The organism is Nocardia gipuzkoensis, assembly GCF_021183645.1.
In the GTDB taxonomy this organism is placed as follows: domain Bacteria; phylum Actinomycetota; class Actinomycetes; order Mycobacteriales; family Mycobacteriaceae; genus Nocardia; species Nocardia abscessus.
The window spans coordinates 4,032,972-4,056,982 of sequence record NZ_CP089225.1 but is presented as its reverse complement, the minus strand read 5'-3'; the positions used below and the strand labels follow the sequence as shown (position 1 = coordinate 4,056,982).

The 24,011-nt window shown below is 68.5% G+C and carries 28 protein-coding genes and 1 tRNA gene; 8 read left to right on the top strand and 21 right to left on the bottom strand.

Translation table 11 applies throughout. The features are described from left to right. Nucleotides 1–105: 105 nt before the first annotated feature. The 15 genes from LTT66_RS18035 to LTT66_RS17965 form a co-directional block, all read right to left on the bottom strand. Nucleotides 106–315, bottom strand: a complete 210-nt coding sequence (locus tag LTT66_RS18035) for a hypothetical protein (protein ID WP_233068924.1) — start codon at nt 313–315, stop codon at nt 106–108. Further along, nucleotides 312–494, bottom strand: a complete 183-nt coding sequence (locus LTT66_RS18030; RefSeq protein WP_233068923.1) for a hypothetical protein — start codon at nt 492–494, stop codon at nt 312–314. The genes LTT66_RS18035 and LTT66_RS18030 overlap by 4 nt, the downstream gene beginning before the upstream one ends. Continuing rightward, nucleotides 481–702 carry a hypothetical protein gene (locus LTT66_RS18025; protein WP_043702434.1) on the bottom strand — a complete coding sequence of 74 codons (222 nt, stop codon included), beginning with the start codon at nt 700–702 and terminating at the stop codon, nt 481–483. Before LTT66_RS18025 ends, LTT66_RS18030 begins: the two co-directional genes overlap by 14 nt. Then, on the bottom strand, nt 692–943 hold the full coding sequence (locus LTT66_RS18020; RefSeq protein WP_233068922.1) for a hypothetical protein: 252 nt from the start codon (nt 941–943) through the stop codon (nt 692–694). Before LTT66_RS18020 ends, LTT66_RS18025 begins: the two co-directional genes overlap by 11 nt. Continuing rightward, nucleotides 930–1,214: a hypothetical protein gene (locus LTT66_RS18015; RefSeq protein ID WP_233068921.1), complete on the bottom strand. Its 285-nt coding sequence runs from the start codon at nt 1,212–1,214 to the stop codon at nt 930–932. Before LTT66_RS18015 ends, LTT66_RS18020 begins: the two co-directional genes overlap by 14 nt. Further along, entirely contained in the window at nt 1,214–1,378 is a 165-nt protein-coding gene (locus tag LTT66_RS18010; RefSeq protein ID WP_233068920.1) for a hypothetical protein, read from the bottom strand. Before LTT66_RS18010 ends, LTT66_RS18015 begins: the two co-directional genes overlap by 1 nt. After that, a complete protein-coding gene (locus LTT66_RS18005; protein ID WP_233068919.1) occupies nt 1,375–1,668 on the bottom strand; it encodes a hypothetical protein in 294 nt (97 codons plus the stop codon). The genes LTT66_RS18010 and LTT66_RS18005 overlap by 4 nt, the downstream gene beginning before the upstream one ends. After that, entirely contained in the window at nt 1,665–2,189 is a 525-nt protein-coding gene (locus LTT66_RS18000) for a hypothetical protein (RefSeq protein WP_233068918.1), read from the bottom strand. The genes LTT66_RS18005 and LTT66_RS18000 overlap by 4 nt, the downstream gene beginning before the upstream one ends. Before the next feature lie 72 nt (nt 2,190–2,261). Next, nucleotides 2,262–2,696: a hypothetical protein gene (locus LTT66_RS17995; RefSeq protein WP_233068917.1), complete on the bottom strand. Its 435-nt coding sequence runs from the start codon at nt 2,694–2,696 to the stop codon at nt 2,262–2,264. Then, entirely contained in the window at nt 2,693–3,154 is a 462-nt protein-coding gene (locus LTT66_RS17990; protein WP_233068916.1) for a hypothetical protein, read from the bottom strand. Before LTT66_RS17990 ends, LTT66_RS17995 begins: the two co-directional genes overlap by 4 nt. Beyond that, nucleotides 3,151–3,723 (bottom strand): hypothetical protein, encoded by a 573-nt coding sequence (locus LTT66_RS17985; RefSeq protein WP_233068913.1) that lies wholly within the window; start codon nt 3,721–3,723, stop codon nt 3,151–3,153. The genes LTT66_RS17990 and LTT66_RS17985 overlap by 4 nt, the downstream gene beginning before the upstream one ends. Nucleotides 3,724–3,811: 88 nt before the next feature. Then, a complete protein-coding gene (locus LTT66_RS17980; RefSeq protein ID WP_233068911.1) occupies nt 3,812–4,012 on the bottom strand; it encodes a hypothetical protein in 201 nt (66 codons plus the stop codon). After that, entirely contained in the window at nt 4,009–4,860 is an 852-nt protein-coding gene (locus LTT66_RS17975) for a phage antirepressor KilAC domain-containing protein (protein ID WP_233068909.1), read from the bottom strand. Before LTT66_RS17975 ends, LTT66_RS17980 begins: the two co-directional genes overlap by 4 nt. After that, complete coding sequence (locus LTT66_RS17970) at nt 4,857–5,024, bottom strand: hypothetical protein (RefSeq protein ID WP_233068907.1); 168 nt, start codon at nt 5,022–5,024, stop codon at nt 4,857–4,859. Before LTT66_RS17970 ends, LTT66_RS17975 begins: the two co-directional genes overlap by 4 nt. Further along, nucleotides 5,021–5,272, bottom strand: a complete 252-nt coding sequence (locus LTT66_RS17965) for a helix-turn-helix domain-containing protein (RefSeq protein ID WP_233068905.1) — start codon at nt 5,270–5,272, stop codon at nt 5,021–5,023. Before LTT66_RS17965 ends, LTT66_RS17970 begins: the two co-directional genes overlap by 4 nt. Nucleotides 5,273–5,547: 275 nt before the next feature. On the opposite strand from LTT66_RS17965, the gene LTT66_RS17960 reads away from it, so the two are divergent. Then, nucleotides 5,548–6,027 carry a hypothetical protein gene (locus LTT66_RS17960; RefSeq protein ID WP_233068902.1) on the top strand — a complete coding sequence of 160 codons (480 nt, stop codon included), beginning with the start codon at nt 5,548–5,550 and terminating at the stop codon, nt 6,025–6,027. Nucleotides 6,028–6,580: 553 nt separating this feature from the next. Here the strand turns inward: LTT66_RS17960 and LTT66_RS17955 are convergent. Then, complete coding sequence (locus tag LTT66_RS17955) at nt 6,581–7,936, bottom strand: recombinase family protein (protein WP_233068901.1); 1,356 nt, start codon at nt 7,934–7,936, stop codon at nt 6,581–6,583. Between the two features lie 235 nt (nt 7,937–8,171). Beyond that, on the bottom strand, nt 8,172–9,323 hold the full coding sequence (locus tag LTT66_RS17950) for a class I SAM-dependent methyltransferase (protein ID WP_233068898.1): 1,152 nt from the start codon (nt 9,321–9,323) through the stop codon (nt 8,172–8,174). Nucleotides 9,324–9,456: 133 nt separating this feature from the next. Here LTT66_RS17950 and LTT66_RS17945 point away from each other — a divergent pair, with 133 nt between their 5' ends. The 6 genes from LTT66_RS17945 (at nt 9,457) to LTT66_RS17920 (ending at nt 19,277) form a co-directional block, all read left to right on the top strand. Then, a complete protein-coding gene (locus tag LTT66_RS17945) occupies nt 9,457–9,696 on the top strand; it encodes a hypothetical protein (RefSeq protein WP_233068896.1) in 240 nt (79 codons plus the stop codon). 296 nt (nt 9,697–9,992) lie between these two features. Beyond that, on the top strand, nt 9,993–10,568 hold the full coding sequence (locus tag LTT66_RS17940) for an AMIN-like domain-containing (lipo)protein (RefSeq protein ID WP_233068894.1): 576 nt from the start codon (nt 9,993–9,995) through the stop codon (nt 10,566–10,568). A 61-nt stretch (nt 10,569–10,629) separates the two neighbouring features. Further along, nucleotides 10,630–11,322, top strand: a complete 693-nt coding sequence (locus tag LTT66_RS17935; RefSeq protein WP_233068892.1) for a hypothetical protein — start codon at nt 10,630–10,632, stop codon at nt 11,320–11,322. Between the two features lie 87 nt (nt 11,323–11,409). Beyond that, a complete protein-coding gene (locus LTT66_RS17930; RefSeq protein WP_233068890.1) occupies nt 11,410–12,021 on the top strand; it encodes a DUF305 domain-containing protein in 612 nt (203 codons plus the stop codon). Between the two features lie 138 nt (nt 12,022–12,159). Continuing rightward, a complete protein-coding gene (locus tag LTT66_RS17925) occupies nt 12,160–12,711 on the top strand; it encodes a hypothetical protein (RefSeq protein ID WP_233068888.1) in 552 nt (183 codons plus the stop codon). A 398-nt stretch (nt 12,712–13,109) separates the two neighbouring features. After that, nucleotides 13,110–19,277, top strand: coding sequence for a non-ribosomal peptide synthetase (locus LTT66_RS17920; RefSeq protein ID WP_233068886.1), 6,168 nt, complete (start codon nt 13,110–13,112; stop codon nt 19,275–19,277). Between the two features lie 6 nt (nt 19,278–19,283). Here LTT66_RS17920 and LTT66_RS17915 read toward each other — a convergent pair whose 3' ends face one another. Then, the gene (locus LTT66_RS17915; protein WP_233068884.1) at nt 19,284–19,619 is read right to left on the bottom strand and encodes a hypothetical protein; all 336 of its coding nucleotides are present in this window, start codon (nt 19,617–19,619) and stop codon (nt 19,284–19,286) included. Nucleotides 19,620–19,716: 97 nt separating this feature from the next. Then, complete coding sequence (locus tag LTT66_RS17910) at nt 19,717–21,120, bottom strand: three-helix bundle dimerization domain-containing protein (RefSeq protein WP_233068882.1); 1,404 nt, start codon at nt 21,118–21,120, stop codon at nt 19,717–19,719. Nucleotides 21,121–21,572: 452 nt separating this feature from the next. On the opposite strand from LTT66_RS17910, the gene LTT66_RS17905 reads away from it, so the two are divergent. Beyond that, nucleotides 21,573–22,376 carry an SDR family oxidoreductase gene (locus tag LTT66_RS17905; protein WP_233068880.1) on the top strand — a complete coding sequence of 268 codons (804 nt, stop codon included), beginning with the start codon at nt 21,573–21,575 and terminating at the stop codon, nt 22,374–22,376. A 359-nt stretch (nt 22,377–22,735) separates the two neighbouring features. On the opposite strand, the gene LTT66_RS17900 is transcribed toward LTT66_RS17905, so the two are convergent. Together LTT66_RS17900 and LTT66_RS17895 are read right to left on the bottom strand one after the other, a co-directional pair. Then, a tRNA-Leu gene (locus tag LTT66_RS17900) sits at nt 22,736–22,812 on the bottom strand. Nucleotides 22,813–23,042: 230 nt separating this feature from the next. Beyond that, entirely contained in the window at nt 23,043–23,960 is a 918-nt protein-coding gene (locus LTT66_RS17895; protein WP_233068878.1) for a ribonuclease Z, read from the bottom strand. Nucleotides 23,961–24,011: the final 51 nt, after the last annotated feature.

Here is a 24,011-nt window from a genome sequence, read left to right as displayed (position 1 = left end):
TGCCGCAGCGGACACAGATCACGGTCACCGACGCCGCGTACATGCGGTCGGTGTTGTCCTGACGCCGGTTCTCCGGGAGACAGGACGTGCAGGCGCATTCGGGTCTCACCACACCCCCGCCTCTCGGTCGATCCACTCGTCGTGGCCGCGGTCCCATGCAGCGGTGTCGTCGAACTCCTCGCCGGCGTCGTCCACGGGAGCACCGGAGTAGTCCTCGCCGGGTCCGAGCCAGATGCCGACGAGCACGAGCCCGATGAACCCTGCGGTCACCAGCTCCCACGTGCCGCCGAGGAGGTCCAACCAGAAACCGGTCACCACTCCTCCAGGGCTTCGATGGCGGTGTCGAGCAGGGGAAGGGAGCGGCGGGCACCGAACCAGCCAGCGGCCTCCATGGCGAAGGCCAGCTCGTGCATGTCGACTTCCTCGGTGTCCGCGATCTTGGCGCGCTCGGCGGCGGCCTCGTACGGGCGGAACCAGGGCTCACGCGCGGCCATCGGACACCGCCTTCAATTCGCCGTGGCCCTTCTTGAACACCCGAACGGAACGGCCGGTCGCGGACACGTAGACCGTGATCTCCTGGCCGGTGGCGGTGCGGATGCCGACGACCACGCGGCCGTCGATCTCCGTCAGCCGAGTTACTTCCGCCGGACCCCAGGCGAATCCGTACTGCGTCGAAGCGCAGGGCAGATGCTCAGCGGCCATCGGACACCGCCAGCCCGGTGCGGAACTTCCCGCAGTAGCAGCCACCATCCCGGCTGGCGTCCATCGCACACCGGGCACCAGCCGCGGTGTTGGGCACGAAGTCCTCCGGCTCGTCGCCCTCCTCGGGCGCCGGTGCGAACACTGCCCAGATGCACAGGTCCGCCCAGCAGGCCGTGGGGATCTTGTCCAAGCGGCGCGCGATCTCCCACCGCTGGTCTTCGTTCAGCTCAGACGCGGACATACGCGAACACCTCCAGCTCATACCCAGCGGCCTCCAGGGCCTTGCGGTGGTTGAGGACCGGCACGCACCCCAGCAGTTGCAGCGACAGCACGTTCCCGTCGCGGTCGCAGGGATGGACCACGGTGTCGCCCACCATCGGGGAGGAGGACACATAGACGTGCGTGGTGATGTCGTCTTCGCCGTAGCGGGCGGGCGGCCACACCGCGTAGATGGAGTCGATGTTCGCCGTGCGGCCGGGCCGGATGTTGGTGCGGTAAGCGGTGCCGGACATCACTTCCCCCCTTCGTTTCGGTCTTCCCAATCGGGCTTGGCGTCGGCGTAGTGCCATTCCGGCCAGTCGTGGCCGTCCGGGACGATCACGCGATGGCGGAAGTGTTCGAGGGCGTTGTGGATGCGCTCCCCGATGTGCGGGTGAGGCATGTGCAGGCGGGTCACGACGCGCCCCCAACCTCGTCGCGGGTGTGGGTGACGTTCCGCACCGAGCGGATATCCTCAGCCCGCGCTGTCAGCAGCAGTCGCCAGTGGCCGTCGATCTCGCCATGGAATGCCCAGCCCCGGCGCGGCCTCGTCGCCGTTCCCGTCGAGCCGTACACGCCGTCACCGAGCTTGAACGGGAACGAGTCCTCGGGCGGCAGCAGCACCTGGTGCGCCTGGATGTACTCGACGTGCCCGGAGGTCCAGACGATCTCGTAGGTGTCGAGCGGGCCGTGGTCGTACTTCGTCACGCGGTCACCGCCGGCGCGGTCTCGCCGTACACCCGCAGCTTCGCGGCGTCCTCGCGCGCCTCCGCCAGACTCTCCGCCGCGTAGCCGCCCAGCGACCGCGCGGCCGACTGCAACCCCCGCACCGTGCGGTCGATGTTCAGCGATCCGAACTCCGGGTCCTCATGCGGGTACCGGTCGAAGCGCTCCGACCACGGCTCCAACGCGCGGTACTTCGCTGCCAGCGCTTCGGTGCGCATCTTCAGCAGCGCGTAATCCCGGGCCACCGAGTCGAGTTCGTCGCTCAGCTCCTCCGGAGTGTGCAGGGGCTCTCGAAGCAGCAGCAGCGGCCACAACTCCCGCGCGGCCTGGACGGCGTCCGAGTCCGCCGGGTCCTCATCGAAGATGGTCAACAGCAGGTCGCTGATCTCGGCGTCGGTGTGGTCGTAGGCGAAGCTCGCCAACCGGTGGTAAACGGAGTCGAAGGGCTGCCTCCACCACTCGGAGATCTTCTGGCGGCAGGCAGGGGAATGGATGGTCTTCATGGGGTAGACTTCTTTCTCGCGTGTTGTTTTCTGGTGGTCGTCGGAGTCGGATTCCGGCGGCCATTTCCCTTGTCAGGGGAAGTTGGTGGCACGCCCCGGACCGCCGAGATCGCCATCACGTGACGGTTCGGGGCGTGCAGCCTCATCCCCAGGAGCAGGGGTCTCTGGGGATGAGGGGGTCGAAGGTTCGACGTAGGCAGCGGCCGACCACAGCGCGTTCGCGATCGCCCGAACCTGCTGGCTGGACAGCGCATACCAGTCCGGCCAGTACTGGAACTGGAGCGTCGAGGAGACGTAGACCCCGCCGTCGCAGGTGAAGATCTTCAGGCCGTTGTCGTCATGCCACCACTGCATCTCCGAGCGGTGGCTGTCGGTGGTGTGCTCGATCCGCAGCGGGGTACGGGAGATGTACGCCTGCGACGCGATGGACGCCAGCCGTTCGATCTCCGCGTGGAGTGTGCGGATGGCGAGATCCGAGCCGGGGAAGTGGCTCACGTTGTCGCTCACTGCTGCTCACCCCCGTCGGATTGGGACGCACCCTCGGTCTCGACAGCGGTTCTCTGCAGCTCGCCGGAGCCCTCCGGGTGCGTCCCGCCCTCGGCAGCGGCAGAGGGGGCTGCCGCGCAGAGGGAGACAGAGGCGGTCAGGTACTCGAACTTCCCGTACCACTCCGGGTTCGCGGCGGCGTGCTCCTGGCACTCCGCTTGAATCTGTTCGGCCCCTGCGGCGTCGGTGAGATCCCGGACGATGCGCAGGTTCTTGCCCTGTTTCGCCAGCAACAGGAACCCGATGGACTCCGGAAGGTGACCGGCCTCAGTGAGGGCGTCGGCGTAGTACTCGCCCATCGCCCGGTAGTGGTCGCGAAGCCAAGCGTTGTCCAGCGTTTCCCACTCGGGGCCGGTGGTGCGGCCCTTCGTGTATGCCGCGCGGGCCAGCGTTTCGGTGATCTGTTCGCGGTCGCTCATCGCTGCACCCCCTGATCGGGCACGCGGGGATTCAAGGCATCGGCAGCGATGCAGTAGCTGCACCACCGCTTCCGGTCGGCACCGAACTCGTCGGGGCAAGCCACTGCCGGATCACCGTTCGAGCAGGGGTTACTCGCGATCAGGAACAGCGCGTCGTACCAGCGGCGGGGCGCGGCGAGGGGTCCGCTGCCATCACCGCCGGGACGCCCACCCTCGGCGGCAGGGGGGACCGCGCCGAGGGAGTCGGAAGACTTTGCATTTGCACGCCGGACGATCTCCTGCGCGACCTCCACCGACACGCCGCGCCGGAGCGCGCGGGCAGTAGGGCTGCCGAGCGACGACTGCTCGATCAGCTGGCCGATCCGCGTGCCGGGGCAGTCCTTGGCTGCGTGGCCTTGACGGAACGACTTCGACCGAACCAGCGGGTGGTGTGGGCAGTCCGGGTCGGCGAGACCGGGATCGACCAGGCCACACGGCTCCTGCGGGCAGGGGCAGGCGTCCTCGATCGCGAACCCGGTCCAGGCGCGGCCAGCGTGCGCGCCGAACGGCTTACGCTCGGGCGCGCTCATCTCCGCCCCCTCTTGATCGCGTGAGCGACGAGAAGATGCACAGGGAAGGAGAGGATCAAGCCGACGGCGACAGGAGTCAGGAGGAGGATCACGACGCACCGCCCTTGATGCCGACGGTGATCCACAGGCCGTCGTTGGTCATGTCCTCTTCGACCTCGACCAGCGTCGCGGCGTCGTGATGGTCGGTGGGATGTACGTCGTGCGCCCACCAGCCGCCCGTGGGGCACTCGAACCAGTGGATGCCGGTGTCGCAGACCATGCAGGTAGCGGTGATCAGCTGGTCACTCATGCCGCACCGCCATCGAGGCGCAACTGCCCGGAGAGTCCGCACTTCTCGGCAACCTGCAACGCGAACTGCTGGCGGACATACAGCGTCTGGCGCACCTGCCCGTTGTGATGCCGGGGCGCTTCATGCTGCGGACGAAGGTCGAACCAGCCGAGATACTTCGCGTACGCGCGGTATTCGTACTCGGCGATCTTCCGCTGCTCCGTTTCCGACCAGCGCTCACCGATCAGCACGCGGTAGATCAGCTTCCTGTCCACCAGCAGCGCGAACGCCTGCGGCTGCGTCAGACCGTGCTGCGCGCCCCACACCTTCACCGTCGCCGCATCGTCGTTCGCGACATACCGATCGTGGTAGGCGACGGCCGGGGCGGCCGACTCCAGGGCGGCGGCCATGACCGCCTTCTCCTCTTCGATCTCCAGCACCATGCGGGCGAGGTCTGCCTTCGTGACAAGCTCGGCCTGCCGACGAGGCTCCAGCGCGGTCACTTCCGCCTCACGAGTGCGGATGGCGAAATACGCCTGGGCGGCGGCGATCTCCGGCTTACGCGGATCTCCGTTCATCACGGTCAGATAGGCACCGAAGCGGGAGAGTTCGAAGTCCTCGACCTCGCGGCGTCCACCTTTGCCGACCTGGATCATGTTGCCGACGCCGACAAAATGATCCTGAGCTGCGGCTCCGCTGTTCTCGCAGGCGAGCTTGGCGCGGTCGATCGCGGCCGCGAAGTTCCGCCACGTCTCGTACTGCACGAGCTTGCACAGATCGCGCGCCAACCAGTACTCCGAGCCATCCGGACGGGTACGACGAATCGCGTCGAACGGGGAGGCATCGTTGATGCGGGCGATGTCGCTCATGCCGCCGCTCCCTTCTGCGCGGCGGCGAGCTTCTCGCGACGGTGGGCGGCGAATGCCGAACGGATCAATTCCCGCTGACGCTCGTTCAGTGGCGGGCAGTTCTCCAGCTGCTTCTCGATCCATGCCCGTTTGGCCGCTTCGTACTTTTCGTCACCGATGGTCATGACGCCCTCTTATGGTCTTTACGGCCAGAATTACTGGTCTCTTCGGGCAAAAAAAGGTCTTCCACGGCCACCCGCAATTGGTGGGCGATCCGGAGGGCGGCGTCCGTTGCAACATGGCGAGCTTCGCCGCGAACCAGGCGGCTGACGTGGCTGTGCGCCTTGTACCCCGCTGCGGTGGCCAACTGGCGGTGGCTAACGCCCTGGACGACCATCAGCCTTTCGAGCTTCTTGTGGTCTTTCAGGATCATCGGCACCTCCTGCGCTAGCGGATCCTGTCCATCTGAAGCTACTCGCCTATGGCCATGGTGTCCAGTAATTCTGGCCAGTTCGATACCGCGTGGTGTCCACCCAGCAACCAAACGCCGGGCCATCGGACGCAACAATGCGTTCCGACCTGCATACTTCCCAACTAAGGCGTGGCATAGTTATGGTGTCCACCTGGGCACGTCGACCACAATCCGGCCGTGTCCTGTGACCGCGTCGATGTCCTGACATAGAGCCTGAGCCCTCGAAGGAGGACCGCATGGCCACACGCCATGAGTCGCACCTGGGTGCACTGATCGAGCAGCAGAAGAGACTCAACGGCTTATCCGACGCACAGATGGTCGCGCGAGCGAAGGCGCGGGGGGAAAAGCTGGGCAAGTCCAACATCGGACGGGTAGCGGGCGGCGACAACCCCTCACTGAGTCGGAGCACGATCTTCGGACTGGCCGCGGGGCTGGGTGTCACACCGGCAACGGTGGCGCGGGCGGCACTGGCTGATATGGGAATCATCCTCACCGAACCGGAGGCGGACTCGGAGACCGCTATCCGGACCGACCCGACGCTGTCCGAGAACGGGCGGGGGATGCTGTTGGCTCTGCTTCAACAGATCAAGGCCAGCGATGCCGTGCGGTACTTACCAGACGGGCGACCCGACCCCAGTTACGTTTCGGGCACGCCAACCAGCGAAGACCGACTCTCCAGCATCCTGGAGCGCGACGACCTCACTGCCGATGGGTAGCAACTCTGATGTCGGCGAACCATCCGACCCTGGAGTGATACTGCCAACCGGTTAGAACGTCACGGCCGTGCAACCAGACCGCTTCTGCGGCGGCGTCTAGAGCAACCTGCTGCGCCGTCGTCAGTCCGTAACAAGGCACCTTCACTACCTTCCCGCGTCTGAGAATGACTGTCGCGATGACAGTCCAGACGTCGCCTGCCAAGATCTCTCCTGAGGGCGCCGCTTCCGTGATGCCCGCGACGGATTCGACCAGTACCGTTGGGCGCTCAGCTATCCCAGGTAGCTCGCCCTCTGTTTGCCCTGCCCCAAACAACGCCCCTGACCTTCCGATCTCCCGACCTATCCGCGACGCCGTGCACGCAGCTTTCTTTACGTGTCACCAGTGTGAAGTGGATAATAGTTGCGATTGAAAGCTTTACGATACCTTTACGCGGGTTACGGTCCGGTCAATTCCAAACCGTTATCACGCCGGATCGGCAAACGTTCAGCATGGAACATGTTCTACCAGAAGGTTACTGGCCCACCGGAATTCATACTGGGCAGTCGGTTGTTTCTACATCCGCAAATCCGCCCGAATCGATTCCGGGTCGAACTTCCCAGGCCCAGACGCTTTCTGGAACGTAACCACCATCAAGGCGTCCACGATCGCCCGCCGGCGGTCAAGTAACAGCCCCCGAAACTCTCCCGCGTCCTTACCCACCACGCCCTTGAACAACCTGGCCCGGTTCGCGTCCTCCATCGCCGATGTCGCGGCGTCCAGCCGGGCCTTCGCCCGCTTCGTCATCGCCGACACCTGCTCATCGGTCAACAGATCGTCGGCCCACTTGGTCGCGATCGTCTTCAGCTTCTCCCGCATCGCGGCAGCCTCCCGCCGCAACTTCTCGATGTCCGGCCGATTCTGGTCCACCAGAAGGTCCTCGGCATCCGGACGCGAGAGCCGAGCAACCGCCAGCTCGGTCACATGATCGTCAGCCAGGTCCACCTGCCTCTGGGTCTTGAAGCATCCCCGGCATCGGTACGCCGGACGCCGCGTACGGGTCGTGCCCGTCACATCCATTGCGGCACCACACAGCCCGCACAGCGCGATCCCGGTCAGCAGATACACGCGGCCCGTCGATGTTCCGGAGCGCCGCGTCGGGTCCGCCAGGATGTCGCACACCGCGCGGTACACGTCCTCCGTCACGGCGGCCGGCCACTTCGCCTTGCCTAGGATTTCGCCGTTGTACGCCCTCAGTCCTGCGTAGCGCGGATTCTGGAGGATCTTCCGGATCGACACCTGGCTCTTGAATTCGTTGCCCAGCGTCGACTTCAGGCCGAGCGCGTTCCATGCCCGGACGATCGACATCAAGGAATGGCCCGCCAGGATCATCTGGTACGCCTCGGTCACCGCGGCCAACTCCTCCGGGACCGTGGTGTCGTCGAGGTTGTAACCGAATGGGCGCCGCGATGTCCACGTCTCCCCCGCTTCGGCCAGCTGGCGCATCTTGCGCTTTTGACGAGCCGATCGCCGGTCGATCTCGGCGCGGGCCACAGCGCCTTTGATGCGCGCGATCATTCGGCCGTTGTCGGTTGACAGGTCGACATCACCGGTGACGGTAGCGAGCGCTATCCCCATCCGATCAGCCAGAGGAATCAGGTACTCCAGGTCGATCGGCTCGCGGTACAGCCGGTCGAGGTCCCAGCACACGACGGCTTGAATGATGCCTGCGTCGATGTCGGCGAGCATCTGATCCCACGACGGCCGTTTCCGCTTCATACCGACGGCAGAGGTGTCATTGTCGACGTAGTCAACGGGATCCCATCCACGCTGGGCGCAGAGCATGTGGCAGTCCTCGCGCTGGCGGGAGATGGCGAGCTGATCATCGTCGCGGTCTTCGGACTGGCGGAGGTAGACAGCGGCTCGCTTCACGGTAGCCTCCATCGGCATTACGGCAGCCCTGGACGGCTGCCGTGGTGAAGGCTACTCTAGTGCAGTGGTTTTCGTACCACCAGATTGCTCGTGGTACGCATGTGAACGGCGTCCCTTTCTGGAGTCGTTGCCGCTGATCATCGAGATGGTCCACTCGATATCCAACTGCCCTGTCCAACGTTTGTCATCCGTCGCGGGTTCCCGAGGGAGTCCCGCAGACCAGACAATTCGGACTCTACCGTTGCCGTGGATCGTGCAGACCACGCACGGAACGAGTCACCGTGAATTTCCGGTTGCGGCCGACCACCTCGGTCCGGCCCACCATCCGTTCGACCACGGCCCGATAGTTCAGATGTGAGTTGTACACGGTCCACAGCTCTCCGCCGGGGCGCAGCACCCGCCCGGTCTCGGCGAACATCTTGATCGCCGATCCGGTGTGCACGGCCGCGCCGACGTGGAACGGCGGATTGCACAGCACCAGATCGGCACTGTTGTCCGCGGCCGAAGACATCGCGTCGTCGCGCACGACGCACACGCGGTCGGCGACACCGTTCGCCTCGGCGGTCGCCCGCGCCGAGGCCACGGCGGCGGCGGATTGGTCCGTGGCGGTCACCTTGATGCCCGGCCGCGCGGTGGCCAGCGCGACGGCCAGGATGCCGGTACCGCAGCCGAGATCGATGGCGTCGCGGGCGTCCGGCTTCATCAGCTTCAGATGCTCGAGCAGGAATCTGGTGCCGATGTCCAGGCGCGCCCCGGAGAAGGCCGCGCCGTGCGCGACCACCTCGAGACCCAGTTCGTCCAGCCGATCGCGCACCGGAAACGGCTGACCCGCCACCGGTTTGGGTCCGGCCACCAGCAGGGTCCGCGACTTCTGCCTGCCCCGGCTTGCGCGCACCTCGGAGAACGATTGGGCCAGAACGTCGTTCATCGCCTTGGTCAGATACTTGTCCCGCCCGCCCGCGAACACCTCGACCGCCGGGTCGGCGTAGCGCGCGATGGCGTCGGCGACCTCGGCCAGCCCCGCCAGCACCCGGGGCAGGCGAAGCAGCACCACCTGGGCATCATGGAGCAACCCCGCTCCGAGTGGGTGCGCGGTGTAGCGATCCGACAGACCTGCCGCGCGAGCGTTGTTGGCCAGCGCGAGTTCGCCGGTGAGCAGATCCTGATGCACCCGGACGTCGCGCAGATCGTGCCCCGCGATGGCGCCGAGGGTCAGCGCGCCATAGGCGTCACCGATAATGGCTACCTTTCCGCTATCGGCGGTCGCCAAGGCGTCGGCCGCGACGTCGAGCAGCAGCCGATCAGCGGCGTCCACGGCGTAGAGATTCAGTGCCTCCACGTCCGGATACCGCCGCAGCCGGCTCAGTACGTCCTCGACATGTCCCACACCTCAAGTGTGCTAGATCGTTGCCCACTGGTCGCGCCCACCCCGGCCTATCGATCTCGCGACCTGCGCGGCGAGCCGGTGCGCGCGCTGAAGCGCACGCCGGCAGACTGTTTCGCGGCGACGAACAGCGGGCATGACCGCCATGTGCCCGTCGTCACCGGATCGTGAGAAGCGACCGCCGCATGCGCTCGTCGGCGAGGGAGGGTGGCGGGCGGACATCGTCGCGACGCGCATGGCGCCGCTGACGCTCCGGACGCCCGAGCACACCGTCCGCGAGATCGACTGCGCCGTCGACCCGGCCAGCGGACCCGGCTCGGCCGCCACACTGCGCCGCCCTCCTCTCTGCGGACCGCCGCCCGCGAGCAACCCCTGATGCATCCGTAAACCACAGCCCCGCAATTCGATACCGGAACCTTGCGTCGCCGCAGACATCCGCTCCAGTCGGCGTCCCCGGAAAAAGTGAACTGCCGACGGCATCCGGTACACGCGTGGCTCCAGGACCCTTACACTCCGAACACCAGGAATGGCAATCGATTAGCAATCAGCGTGGTCGCATCGGCAGACCAGCCGCGTCCACACTCGCCCGCGCGTGCGGCCACCTGAGCGCGAATCAGCCGCAACACTCTCCGGTTACGCCATCCGAGCCCTTCCGCTGAGTAGCATCGGGCCATGCGCAACAGGATGGTGCTCATGGTCGCGGTCGCGACGGCACTTCTCGCGGGCTGTGGTGACGACCAGTCCACGCCGGGTCTCCCGGTCGCTTCCATCACAGGCACGTCGGCCGCGGTCGCGCAGGCTCCACTACCCCAGGACACCGCGCCGAAACAGGGCAAGGCGTCCGGCGACGCCGCGCTGACGGTGACCGACATTCGCCTCGGGCGCCAGCCCGGCTTCGATCGCGTGGTCTACGACCTCGGCGGGGTCGGCACGCCCGGCTGGCTCGTCCGCTACACCGACGCGGCGGTGCAGGACGGCAGCGGCAATCCCGTGGACGTGGCGGGCCGGTCGATCCTCGAAGTGCGCATCCTCGGCTCGGCCTACCCGTTCGACAGCGGCGTGACGCCCTACGCGGGCCCGGACCCCGCCGTCGACCCGGCGGTGCCCGGCATCGCGGGCGTCTATCGGACGACGGTGTTCGAAGGCGCCACCCAGTCGTTCATCGGCCTCCAGGCCGACCGGCCCGCCTTCAGCGTCAGCGCGCTGTCCAACCCGACCAGGCTGGTCATCGACATCGCGAGCCCGTAGATACCGGTACACCCAAGGGGTATTTTCAGCGGCGGATCGGCGGCGACTAGACTCGGCTCTCGTGGTCGAACGCCGCATCCGCCGCGCCGCCGGGCTCGCCCGGCTGCTCGGTGTGCTGGCGCTGCTCGCCGGGGTGGTCGCCATGCACTCGGTGATCTTCGGGTCCGGGGGGCACGTCCACGCCACCGGTGCACACGCGGTCCCCGCTTCCGCTTCCGGCGGCCCTGAACGGCCTGGCGCACCACCGGCCGCCTCCCCTCCGCGACCGGCCTCCGACCATGACGAGACCGGACCGCACCATCGAGACGTTCCGTCGCCCGCGGACAGCACTTCGATCGGCCACGACCGGCTTCAGCCACGGCAGGCGACCCGCCCCGACAGCAGTGCGCCCTCGCGCGCAGGTGAAGCGCCGATAGTCGCTTCCGCCGATTCCTATGCCGCGCAGGTCACAGCGGTGATAACCAGCCGCGCGTCCTGGCCCGAAACAGCACGCTCGATGGTCGCGGCGGCCCACCTCGCGGACGACTCCCACTGTGCGGGCGGCGGGTGCGACGGCGCGCACAGCGCCCTGCACGGCTGCGTGTTCATCCTGGTCTCCCTCGTCGCACTGGTCGCGTTGGTGCTGCTCTACCGCATGGCGGTCGATCGCCCCGGCCACGGTGTCGCGCGACCGCGGCACTGGCGGCCGCGGCCGGAACGACCGCCGCCGTGGACCGTGCTCACCAGGGCTGAACTGGCGATTCTGCGGATCTGACAGGTCCGCCGCCGCCGTGTGTCCGAACCACGGTCGCGGCGTTGTCCACTCCGTCCTCAGACTTCGCACTTCGCTAGGAGCCAACCCATGTTCTCCACCCGTACCCGCCTGCCCCTCGCGCTCGCCGCGGCCGCCGCGGTGAGCCTCGCCGGATGCGGCGACGCCGACACCGGGCACACCACCGAGCACGGCACCTCGACGACCGCTCCGGCCGCCCCCGGCACAGCCGCGCGCGCCGAGCACAACGACGCCGACGTGATGTTCCTGCAGATGATGTATCCGCACCACGCCCAGGCGGTCGAAATGGCGCGGCTGGTGCCCACGCATACCGACAACCAGCAGCTGCGCGCGCTCGCCGCCAAGGTCGAACAGGCACAGGCGCCGGAGATGCAGCAGATCACCACCCTGCTGCAGAGCTTCGGCAAGCCGGCGCCCACTCCGAGCGAAGGGCACGGCGGCCACGCGATGCCCGGCATGATGTCCGCCGAGCAGATGGCGGCGCTGCGAGCGGCATCGGGTCCGGACTTCGACCGTCAGTGGCTGACCATGATGATCGAGCACCACGCGGGCGCGATCGCCATGGCCGAAACCGAACTGGCCGATGGCGCGAACCCCGACGCGAAGGCGCTCGCGGGCACGATCATCGCCGCCCAGCAGGCGGAGATCGAGCAGATGCGGGCCATGCTCGGCCAGAGCTGAACCGCCGCCCGCGCCGATATCGGTTGACCATCGATATCGGCGCGGGCGCGCGTCGCTCGAGCGCACAACGTACGGTCGGAATGTCCGGCTCTGCTCATCTGTCCCGGCCGGACTTCCGAGGGGAGTGAGGGACCGACCATGCGACTACTCGAACGCGCCGGCTTGCTCGCCGCCGCGACGGCCACCACCGTGGGCGTGCTGATCATCGGCGCCTGCGCACAGCAGGTTTCCGGCACCGCCGAGGTCAACCGGACCGACCTGGCCGCGTACGCCTCGGAGGTCACCTCCTCCTCGGCCGCCGCCTCGTCGTCGCGGACCGCCGCAGTCGAACGCGCGACCGGATCGGCGTGCGACGCCTTCCTCGCCGCGAACGGCAGCTCGGTGCGGGCGTTCAACGACTACATCGATGCCAGCAACACAAAGGGCCGCAGCGACCCCGATACGAACAGCAAAGCCGACACCGCTGTCTCGACGCTGCGCAACAATGCGCGCTCGGTCGACCAGAACGTGTCCAGAGAGGTACCGTCCGCGATCGCGAACCCGTTGCGCGCCTACCGCGACGACACCGATGCCTTGGCCGACACCCTGGACCGCCGCGCCGACACCGACACCCTGAACGCGGCGATCGACCGGTTCAACGCCACCAAGAACACCGCACTGACGGCATGCCAGGGGCACGGCACCCGTTAGCGGGTAGCCGTTCGAACCAGTCCTGCGGGCGCGGGCACCGCCGCGGTCGTCGACACCGTGCAGGCGTGCGTCCTCAGTGCGGTCGCCCGGCAGTCGGTCGGCGATCGAGCCGAGCGCCGGACCGGTCGCACGAGAACGAACGGCGACAAGCGGGCGTCCCCCGACGCGGGTGGTGAGTTCCCCGGTTTGCGCGGGTGTGCGCGAGGCGCGGGATCGGAACGCAAACCAGCGCTTCGCCTTCGGGCAAATCCGCGTAGTGCCCGGCAGCGCGGCGATCGCCGCCGGATGACGCGAGCGCCGGGGCCGGAGTCGGTGAGCGGCGCCTTCTCATCGGTGAAGAATACCGCCGGGCGGCTATAGCATCTCCGCGTTTGCTGCTACGCGGAACGGACGAAGTCATGACCAGCGGTATCCGGGATCCTCGTCCACCCGTCCGAGGCGGACGCCGCCGCAGGTCAGCCGATCCGGGCCCGCCCACGCTCGCCGCGCTGCTCGCCGCCGCGGCGGAACACGATCCCGACCGCGTCGCGGTGATGTGCGACGACACCCAGATCACCTACCGCGACCTCGACGCCAGCTCGTCCCGGCTGGCGCGCTTGCTGCTCGCCTCGGGGGCGGGCCCCGAAACGGCGGTCGCGGTGGCACTCCCGCGTTCGGCCGATTCGGTGCTCGCGGTGTGGGCGATCGCCAAGACCGGCGCCGCCTTCGTGCCCATCGATCCGGCACTTCCGCCGTCCCGCATCCGGTTTCAGGTCATCGACAGCGGCGCCACGCTCGGACTCACTCGCTCGGGGCACGCGGCGACGCTGCCCACCGAGGTGAACTGGCTCGCACTGGACGATGCGCAGGTGATCGCGCGGGTAGCGGCGAACCCGCCGAACCCGATCGCGTACTTCGAACGGCCCGCACGCCTGCGGGCCGCCCAAACCGCGTACCTGATCTACACCTCGGGATCGACCGGACGCCCGAAAGGCGTCGCGGTCACCCATGCCGGGCTCGCCGCGCTGTGCGCCGAACTGGCCGCGCGGCGCGCGCTGGAGGAGCCCGCGCGGGTGCTGCACTTCGCGTCGCCGAGCTTCGACGCCTCGGTGCTGGAGCTGCTACTCGCCATCTCCTGCACCGCCACGCTGGTCGTCGCCCCGCCCACCGTCTACGGCGGTAGCGCCCTGGTGGAACTGCTCGCGCGGCAAGCGATCACCCATGTCTTCCTGACACCCTCCGCCCTGGCCTCGATCGAACCCGCCGGACTGCCCGCGCTGCGCTCGGTCATGGTCGGCGGCGAGCCCTGCCCCCCGATGTTGCCGCGGCACTGGGCCACCGAAGGGCGCCTGTTCCACAACGCCTACGGCCCGACCGAAACCACCATCATGGCGACACTGAGCCCGGCGCTGTCGCCGGACGCACCGCTCACCATCGGATCCGCCGTGCGCGGTATGCGCTGCCAGGTGCTCGATCACCGGCTGCGTCCGGTCGGCACCGGTGTCGTCGGCGAGCTGTACGTGTCCGGGCCCGGGGTCGCGCGGGGATATCACGGACGACCGGGCCTGACCGCGCAACGGTTTCTGCCCGATCCGTTCGGGCCGCCCGGCTGCCGGATGTACCGCACCGGCGATCTCGTCCGGCGCACCACCACCGGTCACCTGGACTATTTCGGCCGCGCCGACGACCAGGTGAAGATACGTGGCTTCCGCATCGAACTCGGCGAGATCGACGCGATCCTCGCCACACGGCCCGGCGTCCGGCTGGCGGTGACCGTCGACCGCAAGACAGCCGCGGGCGAGACCACGCTCGCCGCGTTCGTCCAGCCCGAACCGGGCCACGTGCCCGACCCCGTCGCCTTGGCGGACGTGCTGGCGGCGCTGCTGCCGAAGTACATGGTGCCCAACACGATCACGGTCCTGGAACGGATCCCGCGCACCCCGACCGGCAAGGCCGATCGGCCGGCGCTGCGCGTACGTGCCCTCGACGAGCCGGACCACCGGCCCGCCGCCGACCTCGGCGAGGAACTGGCCGCCGAGATCTTCGCCCGCGTGCTCGGCCGGGAGCGGTTCGGCGCCGACTCCGATTTCTTCGCGGCAGGCGGCAATTCGCTGCTGGCGACCCAGGTCGCCGCGCGCTTGAGCGAGACCTGGCGGATGCGCATACCGCCGCGGCTGGTGTTCGACCATTCGACGGCCGCCACCTTGGCGACGGCGATCCGCTCGCAGCGGTTCGACACGGCCCGCCCGGCACTGCGCGCACGCACCAGACCGGCGCGCATCCCGCTCTCCCCCGCCCAGCTGCGGTTCTGGCTGCGCAACCAGTTCGACCCGACGTCCTCGGTGGACAACATCGGCTTCGCGCTGCGGCTGTCGGAGCTGGACGTCCCGGCCGTGCGCGCGGCATTCGCCGACACGGTCGAACGGCACGAGTCGTTACGCACGATGTACCCCGCCGACGAAGCCGGGCCACGGCAGCAGATCCTCGCCACCGACTGTGTGGCCGCCGATTTCGCGGTGGAGGAAGTGCCCGACGACGCGGTGACCGACCGGGTGCGCTCGATCCTGCGGCAGGGCTTCGACGTATCGGCCGAGGTGCCGCTGCGCGTCCGGCTGCTGCGCACGCCCACCGAGTACGTCCTGGTCTGCGCCCTGCACCACATCTGCGCCGATGGGTCGTCGCTGGCGCCGCTGGCCCGCGACGTAGCCATGGCCTACGCGGCCCGGGCCGCGGGCGCGCCGCCGGCTTGGCAGCCACCGGAGGTGCAGTACGCCGACTACGCCCTGTGGCAGCGGGATCTGCTCGGTTCGCGCGACGACCCGGATTCGCTGCTGTCGCGGCAACTCTCGTACTGGACCGGTGAGCTGGCCGGTCTGCCCGACGAACTCGATCTGCCCGCCGACCGGCCGCGACCGGCGGTGGCCACGCTACGCGGCTCGGCCATTCAGCGCTCGGTGCCCGCGGCCCTGCACCGGGACCTGCTCGCCGTCGCCGGCGCCCACCGCGCCACCCTGTTCATGGTCATGCGCTGCGCGCTCGCCGTGCTGCTCGCCCGCCTCTCCGGAAGCACCGACATCGCCATCGGCGTGCCGATGACCAATCGGGCCGAGCCCGCGCTCGCGGATGTCGTCGGCATGTTCGTCAACACGACCGTCTCGCGGACCGGCACCGATTCCGCCGAGAGTTTCGCCGGGCTGCTGCACCGCACCAGGGAACGAGACCTGGCCGGTTTCGCGCACGCCGACGTTCCCTTCGAGCACGTGGTCGACGCGGTCAACCCGACGCGCTCGCCGGGGCGGCACCCGCTCTACCAGGTCGGCTTCGCGTTCCAGAACTTCACCCAGGCCACCCTCGACCTGTCCGGGCCGAGCGTGTCGTTCCTGGACGTGGACGCCGACACGGCGAAGACCGACCTGCACATCGGCGTGGCCGACACCCGCGACGCCGACGGCGAGCCGGACGAGATCATCATCCGGTTCGGTTACAGCACCGACCTGTTCGACGAACACACCGTGCAGCGTTTCCTCGACGGCTACATCCGCATCCTGCTCCAGGTCGCGGCCGATCCCGGCGCCGCGGTGGGCGATCTGGACATCATGGATCCGGTCGAGCACAAGCGAATCCGGTTCTGGGGTACGGGGTCCGAGCACGACGTCCCGGCCGAACCGCTCACCGCCGCGTTCGAGCGGCAAGCGACGGCGACACCGGACGCGATCGCGGTGGTGTGCGGGCAAGAGTCGCTCACCTATGCGCACTTGCGCGAGCGGTCCGCGCGCCTGACTCGATGGCTGCTCGAACAAGGCGTCGGTCCGGAAACCGTCGTGGCGGTGGCGATGCGGCGGTCGATCCCGCAGGTCGTCGCGCTGTACGCGATCGTGGCGGCGGGCGCGGCCTGGGTGCCGATCGACCCCGGCCACCCCGCCGAACGCGTCCGGTACGTCCTGGAATCGGCGGCGCCACGGTGCGTGCTGACCACCGGCGCGGACGATTTCACGGCCACCGACGCCTACGACGTCGACACCCTGGACCTCGACCGCTTCGATCCGTCGCCCGTGACCGACGCCGAGCGCCGCGCGCCATGGCACGCCGACCACCCCGCGTACGTCCTCTACACCTCCGGATCGACCGGCCGCCCCAAGGGCGTGGTGGTCACGCACCGGGCGATCGTGCATCAACTCGCCTGGATGCAGGCCGAATACGGCGTCGACGCCACCGACGTGTATCTGCACAAGACCCCGGCGACCTTCGACGTGTCCCTGTGGGGCTACTTCCTGCCGCCGCGCGCGGGCGCACGGCTGATCCTGGCCGGGCCGGACGAACACCGCGACCCGGCGGCGCTGTGCCGCCTGATCACCGAGCATCGAGTGACGCTCACCGATTTCGTTCCCGCGATGCTCACGATCTTCGCCGAGCACGCGACAGCGGACGAGTTGTCGTCGCTGCGAGCCGTTTTCGTCATCGGCGAGGCTCTGTCCCCGGAGACCACGCGCGGCTTCGCGGGGGTGTGCCGGGCCGGCCTGCACAACCTGTACGGGCCGACCGAGGCCACGGTCAGCATCACCCAGCACGCCGTCTCGGACGCCGACCGCACCGCACCCGGCATCCCCATCGGTGTGCCGGAATGGAATTCGCGATGCCACGTGCTGGACGAGCGGTTGCGGCCGGTTCCGGTCGGCGTACCCGGCGAGCTCTATCTGGGTGGCGTTCAGCTGGCCCGCGGCTATCACGGTGCGCCCGGCCCGACCGCGGCACGCTTCCTCGCCGATCCGCTGCACCCCGGCGAGCGGATGTATCGGACCGGCGACCTGGTGCGCTGGAATCGTGGCGGCTCTCTGGACTATTTGGGACGCACGGACTTCCAGGTCAAAATCCGCGGCCACCGGATCGAACTCGGCGAGATCGAGGCGGCTTTGCTGGCCGATCCGGCGGTCGGCCGGGCGGCGGTGGCGGTCAAACACTCCGACGGCGGAGATCGACTGGTCGGCTATGTCGTAGCCGCGCCGGGTGCCATGGTGGACCCGGACGCGGCGCGTCAGGTGGTCTCGCGCGTACTGCCGGGGTACATGGTGCCGTCGGCGGTGCTGGCCCTCGACGCGCTCCCGGTGAACACCAGCGGAAAGCTCGATCGTGCCGCGCTGCCGCAGCCGATGTTCGCCGCACGCACCGGCTCCCGCCCCGGCACACCGCTCGAGCGCTCGATCGCGGAAGTCTTCGCCGACGTGCTCGCGGTGTCCCCGATAGGGGCCGGGGACGACTTCTTCGAACTCGGCGGATCGTCGCTGCTCGCCTTCACCTTGCACCAGCGGCTTTCGGCCCGGTTGCGGCGCGACGTGCCGATGTCCGCCATCCTCGCGGCCCCGACCGTCGGCGGCCTCGCCGCGCGGTTGGCCGGGGCGGCCGCGCCCAGCGCCGCGACACCGGAGCGGGACGCCGTCCTGGAACCGGAAATCGGCATCGGCGGATGCGATCCCGCGCACACCGGACCGCCGCAGGAGGTTCTGCTGACCGGCGCGACCGGTTTTCTCGGCGCCCATCTGCTGCAAGAACTGCTGGACCGCACCGAAGCGCGGGTGTGGTGCGTCGTGCGCGCCGACGACGCCGAGGAAGGAATCGACCGGATCCTCACCGCGCTGAACCGCTACCGGCTCAACGGGACCTGCGCCGCGGAGCGGATCGTGGTGGTCGCGGGCGACCTCACCGCACCGCGCCTCGGCCTCGACACCGGTGATTACGACCGCCTCGCCGACAGCATCGACGCGATCTATCACAACGGCGCGCGTGTCAATCACCTCGACCCGTACGCGCGGCTACGGCAGGCCAACGTCGAGGGCACCCGAGAGTTGTTGCGGCTGGCCACGACTCGGCGCGTCAAGCCGTTCCACCTGGTCTCCACCATGGGCGCGGCCGTCGCGACGAAGCCGGACGCGCCGGTGGTCACCGAGGACGTCCGCCTGCGCGCCGACCAGGTATCCGGCAACGGCTATCTCGCTTCCAAATGGGCCGCCGAGGAACTGGTCCGCCAGGCCGGTGAGCGCGGGGTGCCCATCGCCATCTACCGGCCGGGCACCATCTGCGGCTGCCCGAGCGTCGGCGTGAACAGCACCGACGATTCGCTGTGGAACATGGTGCGGGCCGCCGCGACCCTCGGCATGGCGCCCGATGTCGGCGACGCCACCGTCTCCCTGGTTCCGGTGGACTACGTGTCCGGCGCGATCGTCGAGATCTCGGTGCGCCCGCGCTCGGAAACCGTCTACCACTTGGTCAATCGGGCTCCGGTAGCGGTCGGCGAGATCCTCGCCAGTCTGCGTGCGCACGGGCTGCCGGTGGCGACGGTGCCGGAGGACACAGTGCGCGCGGGTCTGGTCAGGGAGGCCCGGCGTCGCGATGCGATGGGCGACGATTCGCTGGTGCGCGCAGCGCTGCTGAGCACCGATTTCGCGGAGCTGGCCAGTCACATCGACTGGGCCGACGCGCACAGCCGCGCCGCGCTGGCAGGCACCGGAGTGGACTGCCCGGCGGTGGACCGCACGGTGGTGGACACGTTCGTGCGGGAATTCATCGAATCGGGCTTCTTGCCCCGGGATTGAGAATCGTCAGTATCCCGGCGGCACGGTTGCCTGCGCGGCGGGTTGCTCGGTGTGCTGCCGGGCCTTCGCTCGGGCGCGCACCTGCTCCAGCACGATCAGGCCCACCCCGACGATCAGGAAGACGACGGCGATGATCGCCGCCACGACCGACAGACGGCCGAACCCCCAGCCCGCGAACACCGCGGACACGATCGCGACCGCCGCGGCGACCAGCAGCAATCCGTAGCCCGGCCAGTTCCTGGTGTCGGCCATCGCCGCTCCCGGTTGCGGCGCGCTGTCGCGCGCGATGTCCGGAGCGTCATCGATCGGGGGTATCTCCCATGGCCCGTCGTCCGCTGTCACTGTGCTTCCCTCCCGCCGCGATGCCCGCCGTGGTTGCGGCATCTGATGCCAAGAGGATGCCCGGATCGTCTGCACCGAAACGCGAGCGCGACGGGCTTCAGTTGTAGGTCTTGGTGACTCCGTCGAGCAGATGTTCCAGCGTGTCGTAGGTCGGGGTGGCGACCACGTCCAGCAGATCCGGTGCGACCGGGACCTTGCGTTCGGCGGCGACCTTCGCGAACTGCGCGCCGTCGTTGGTGCGGAAGCCGTGCTCGGCGGCCAGCCGCTGCAACTCCGGGTCGGTGGACAGCAGGCGGCCCAGCCGGTCACCCGTCGCGCCGAACGGCACCAGTGTGTGCCGGGACAACACCGTCGGTGCGGGATACAACAGCGTCATCTCGGGTTTGGTCTGTCCGCGCACGGTCGCCTCGACGTACTGCGCCTCGTAGATCCAGACCATCGGCGTCGGACCCATCCCGGTGGCGAGGTAGTTGTTGAACGGCCCCTCGGTGGTGTTCTCGGTGTAACCCTGGCCGACGAACAGCCGCGACAACGCGGGCACGACCGCCTGCTCGGCGCTCTGGCCCTGCACGATCGTGTTGTTGTTCGCGACATAGCTCGCCGCGGCCACATACATGGCGGCGGAGTTCGAGCTGCGCGGGTCGGTGGTGGAGATCAGGATGTTCTTGCGCACCGGGTAGGCGGTGTTGTCCGGAAGTTCGTCCCAGCGCGTGCCGCTGCGGACCAGATCGAGGTAGCGGCGCAGGTCCAGCGTCGACACCGGCCCTGGTCGCACCGCTCCGGTCTTCGCCAGCAGATCGGCGATCGGGGTGAACGTCGCGACCGCCATCGGCGAGGAGAACGGCGTGTACTTGGCGGTCACGTTGCGCTGCCGCTGAATCCGCTCGGCCGCCTGTTCGCTGGACGGGAAAGCGAAGTCGAACTTCGTGAGATCGATGGAGGTGGCGATCTGCCGCGACCCGGCGGACTCGATCTCGACGCGCACGCCGTTGCGGGCCAGCGCGTCGATCACCTTCGGGTCCTGGAAGAACGCCATCTTCTCCGACCCGACCACACCGTGGACCACCGTGAGCGGCGCGGCAGGGGCCGGGGCGGCCGCGGGAGCCTCGGGAGCGGGTTGCCGTACGGCGAGTACGACGGCGATCACCGTCACGATGACGACGGCGCCCACCGCGTACGGCGCGAAACGCTTCTTCGACGACCACAGCTCACGCAGATCCGGCAGTTTCCCGGTAGCGGCCGCCGCGGGCTCGGGAGCCTTCTCCATCGGTACCGTCGCGGGTTGGACTTCCGCTTCGGGGGCCTTCTCCAGTTCCCGGCGCACCAGTCGCTCGATCAGGATCGGCACGAACTGCCGCACCGGGCGACCGGCGAACTTCTGCCGGGCCGCACCCACGGTGCTCTCGATATGCTCCGGAGAATAAGTCTCGGTGTAGTTTTCGACCAGTCGCTCCGTCATCTGACGAATCGCCTGTTCCTCGCGGACGGTATCGACTACCACCACATTCTCCTCGGCGTCGGGGGTAACGCGGCAGCGTCTCCGGCCTGCACCGCGCCGGCCAACACTAGCCCCATCACACGACCACCGACATCCGCGCGGACTTCCCGCCAGTGAACGATTTCGGCTGCGCCGGTGCACATCTCGCGTCCACCGGCGAAGCCGTCCGCCCAGCTCACAGGCCCGCGACCGGTCGGAGCACGACGCACGCGGCGTGGCCGTGCTGCCGCGTGCGGCCCCGAAGCCGCCATGGAGAATTCAATGGGCAATCCCCGTTCCGCCACCACGCGTTGTATTGCCGTTTCCCGCCGCGGCGCGGACCGGGCAGGCGCACTCGTGGCGAGATGGCCGCGCGCCCGAGGCGACTACATCGCGGGCGTCGCGAAGTTACCCCCAGGTAGCGCGAATCGGTGAACTGACGATATCGTCAGTGTATTGCCGTCGAAAGGAGCGCTATGTCCAGCGTCGCTGTGGTCACCGGTGCGTCGTCCGGAATCGGTAAGGCCACGGCCGCCGCGCTTGCCGGGCGGGGGTACCGAGTGATCGGAACCAGCCGTAACCCCGATGCCATCGGCTCCGACGCCCTCGTGCCGGGGGTCGAGTACCGAGCGCTCGACCTGACCGATTCGACCTCGATAGCAGCCTTCGCAGCCGGTCTGGACCAGGTCGGCGTACTGGTCAACAACGCGGGCGAAAGCCAGGCCGGCCCGCTCGCCGAACTGCCCACCGACGCCGTCGAGCGACTGTTCCAGCTGAACGTGCTGGGCCCGGTCGCCCTGACCAAAGCGGTGCTGCCCGGCATGCGCGAACGCGGGTACGGGCGGGTTGTGATGGTCGGGTCGATGCTCGCCAGTTTCCCGATGCCCTACCGCTCCTCCTACGTCGCCACCAAGGCGGCCGTACGCGGCTTCGCGGTCGCCGCCCGCTTCGAGGAATCCCCCTTCGGCGTCTGGATCACCGCCGTCGAGCCCGGCCAGATCGACACCGGCCTCCGCGAGCGGCGCACCAAATACCTCACCGAGGGTTCGCCCCACACCGAGGATTTCACGACCTTCATGGCGAAACTCGATGAGAAGCAGGCGAAAGGCATCACCCCGGAAAAGGTCGCCACCACGATCGTCAAAGCGATCGAAGCCGACCATCCCCAACCCCTCTACGCCATCGGCAGCAATGCCCCCGCCCTCTTCGCCCTCCGCCGCCTCCTCCCCCGCACACTCATGGAACGCATCATCGCCCGCGCCCACGGCCTTTCGCGCTGACGCACCTGAACCAACCGACCGATCGATGGCGCTGCACGGTCCGCTGCGCCGACACCGACGTGTCCCGGACCGAGCACACCCTTCGTCTCGAAAAGCCGCTCAGACGATCCGCCCCGAGACCGGCCCGGACGGCGTGCTGTTCCGTGCCGTCGCGGGCAAAGTCGCCTCGGCCCGGCTGAACGGCGCAGGTGCGCCCGACCGTTTCATCGTGCAGTCGTAGCCCGCCTCCTGGTCGATGGACCTGGACCGGTTGGGACGGGCTGAACCCAGGCAGCACCAACTTCTGCGGACTCACTGCGGAGCGGGGTGCCGACGCGGCTGAGTCGGCCGGCGGGAAAGACGGTCTACCTGTGGTTTCGTGGTGCCCCCAGTCGGACTCGAACCGACACTTGGCGGATTTTAAGTCCGCTGCCTCTGCCAATTGGGCTATAGGGGCGTCCGGGACAGCGTACCGAGTCGTACGGCTGTACCGGAATTCCGACAATTCGTCGGGGTGGCGGGGCGTCGGCCGTGGCCGGGTGCCGGACGGCGTGGTCGGTTGACCGGCGCCGGTGGCGGTAGTTCCATACCCGGGTCGGCAGGCGTCCCAGAGAACTAGATCGGTGGCGGCGGGCTGGTGTTAGCGTCCGCGGGGGATCTCGGCGCGGCGAATTCTGCGGCGGGCCGTCAGCGGCGGGGCGGCAGCGGGATTCGGGCGAGGTCGGTGGCGATGTGGATCTCGCCGGAGAAGTACTTCGCCGCTTCGGTGAAGTGCTCGTCGAGGTCGCGGTAGCGCTGCGAAAAGTGGGTCAGGACCAGGGCGCGGGCACCGGCGTCGGCGGCCGCCCGCGCCGCCTGGCCTGCGGTGAGGTGGCCGTATTCGGTGGCCAGGTTTTCATCGGCGTCCAGGAAAGTGGCTTCGATGACGAGCATGTCGACGTCGGCGGCGAGTTCCTGGACACCGGCGCACAGCCGGGTGTCCATGACGAAGGCGAAACTCTGGCCGGATCGTGGCTCGCTGATCTCCGCCAAAGTGACTGTGCGCCCACCGAACTCGACGCTGCCGCGCTGTTGCAGCTCGGAGATGACGGGGCCGCGCAGCCCCAGGGCGCGCAACCGGTCCGGCAGGATGCGCCGGCCGGGCGGCTCGCTGAGCCGATAGCCGAAGGTGTCCACCGGATGCGAGAGCCGGACCGCGGTCACCGTGAACGGCGCCTCGGGCAGGTCCACGGGGCCGGGGCCGATCATCGGACGCGGTCGCAGCTCGGCGCGGTGATAGTAGGACGTCGCGTTGACCAGGCGGTCGTAATACGCCGCGCCCGACGCCGGGAAGACGACATCCACCGGATGGGGCACCCGATCGAGATTGATCCGCTGCACGACTCCGGCGAGGCCGAGGCTGTGGTCGCCGTGGAAATGGGTGATGGCGATCCGGGTGAGCCCGGTGACGGTGACACCGGCGTAGGTCATCTGCCGCTGCGTACCCTCACCGGGGTCGAACAGGATCGACTCGTCGTCCCACCGGAGCAGGTACCCGTTGTGGTTTCGCTGTTTCGTCGGCACCTGGCTCGCGGTACCGAGAACAACCAACTCACGCTGCGACACCGCGTCAGGCTATCCGCCGATACCCGAGGAGCCCGAACAGGCCCGTAGGTG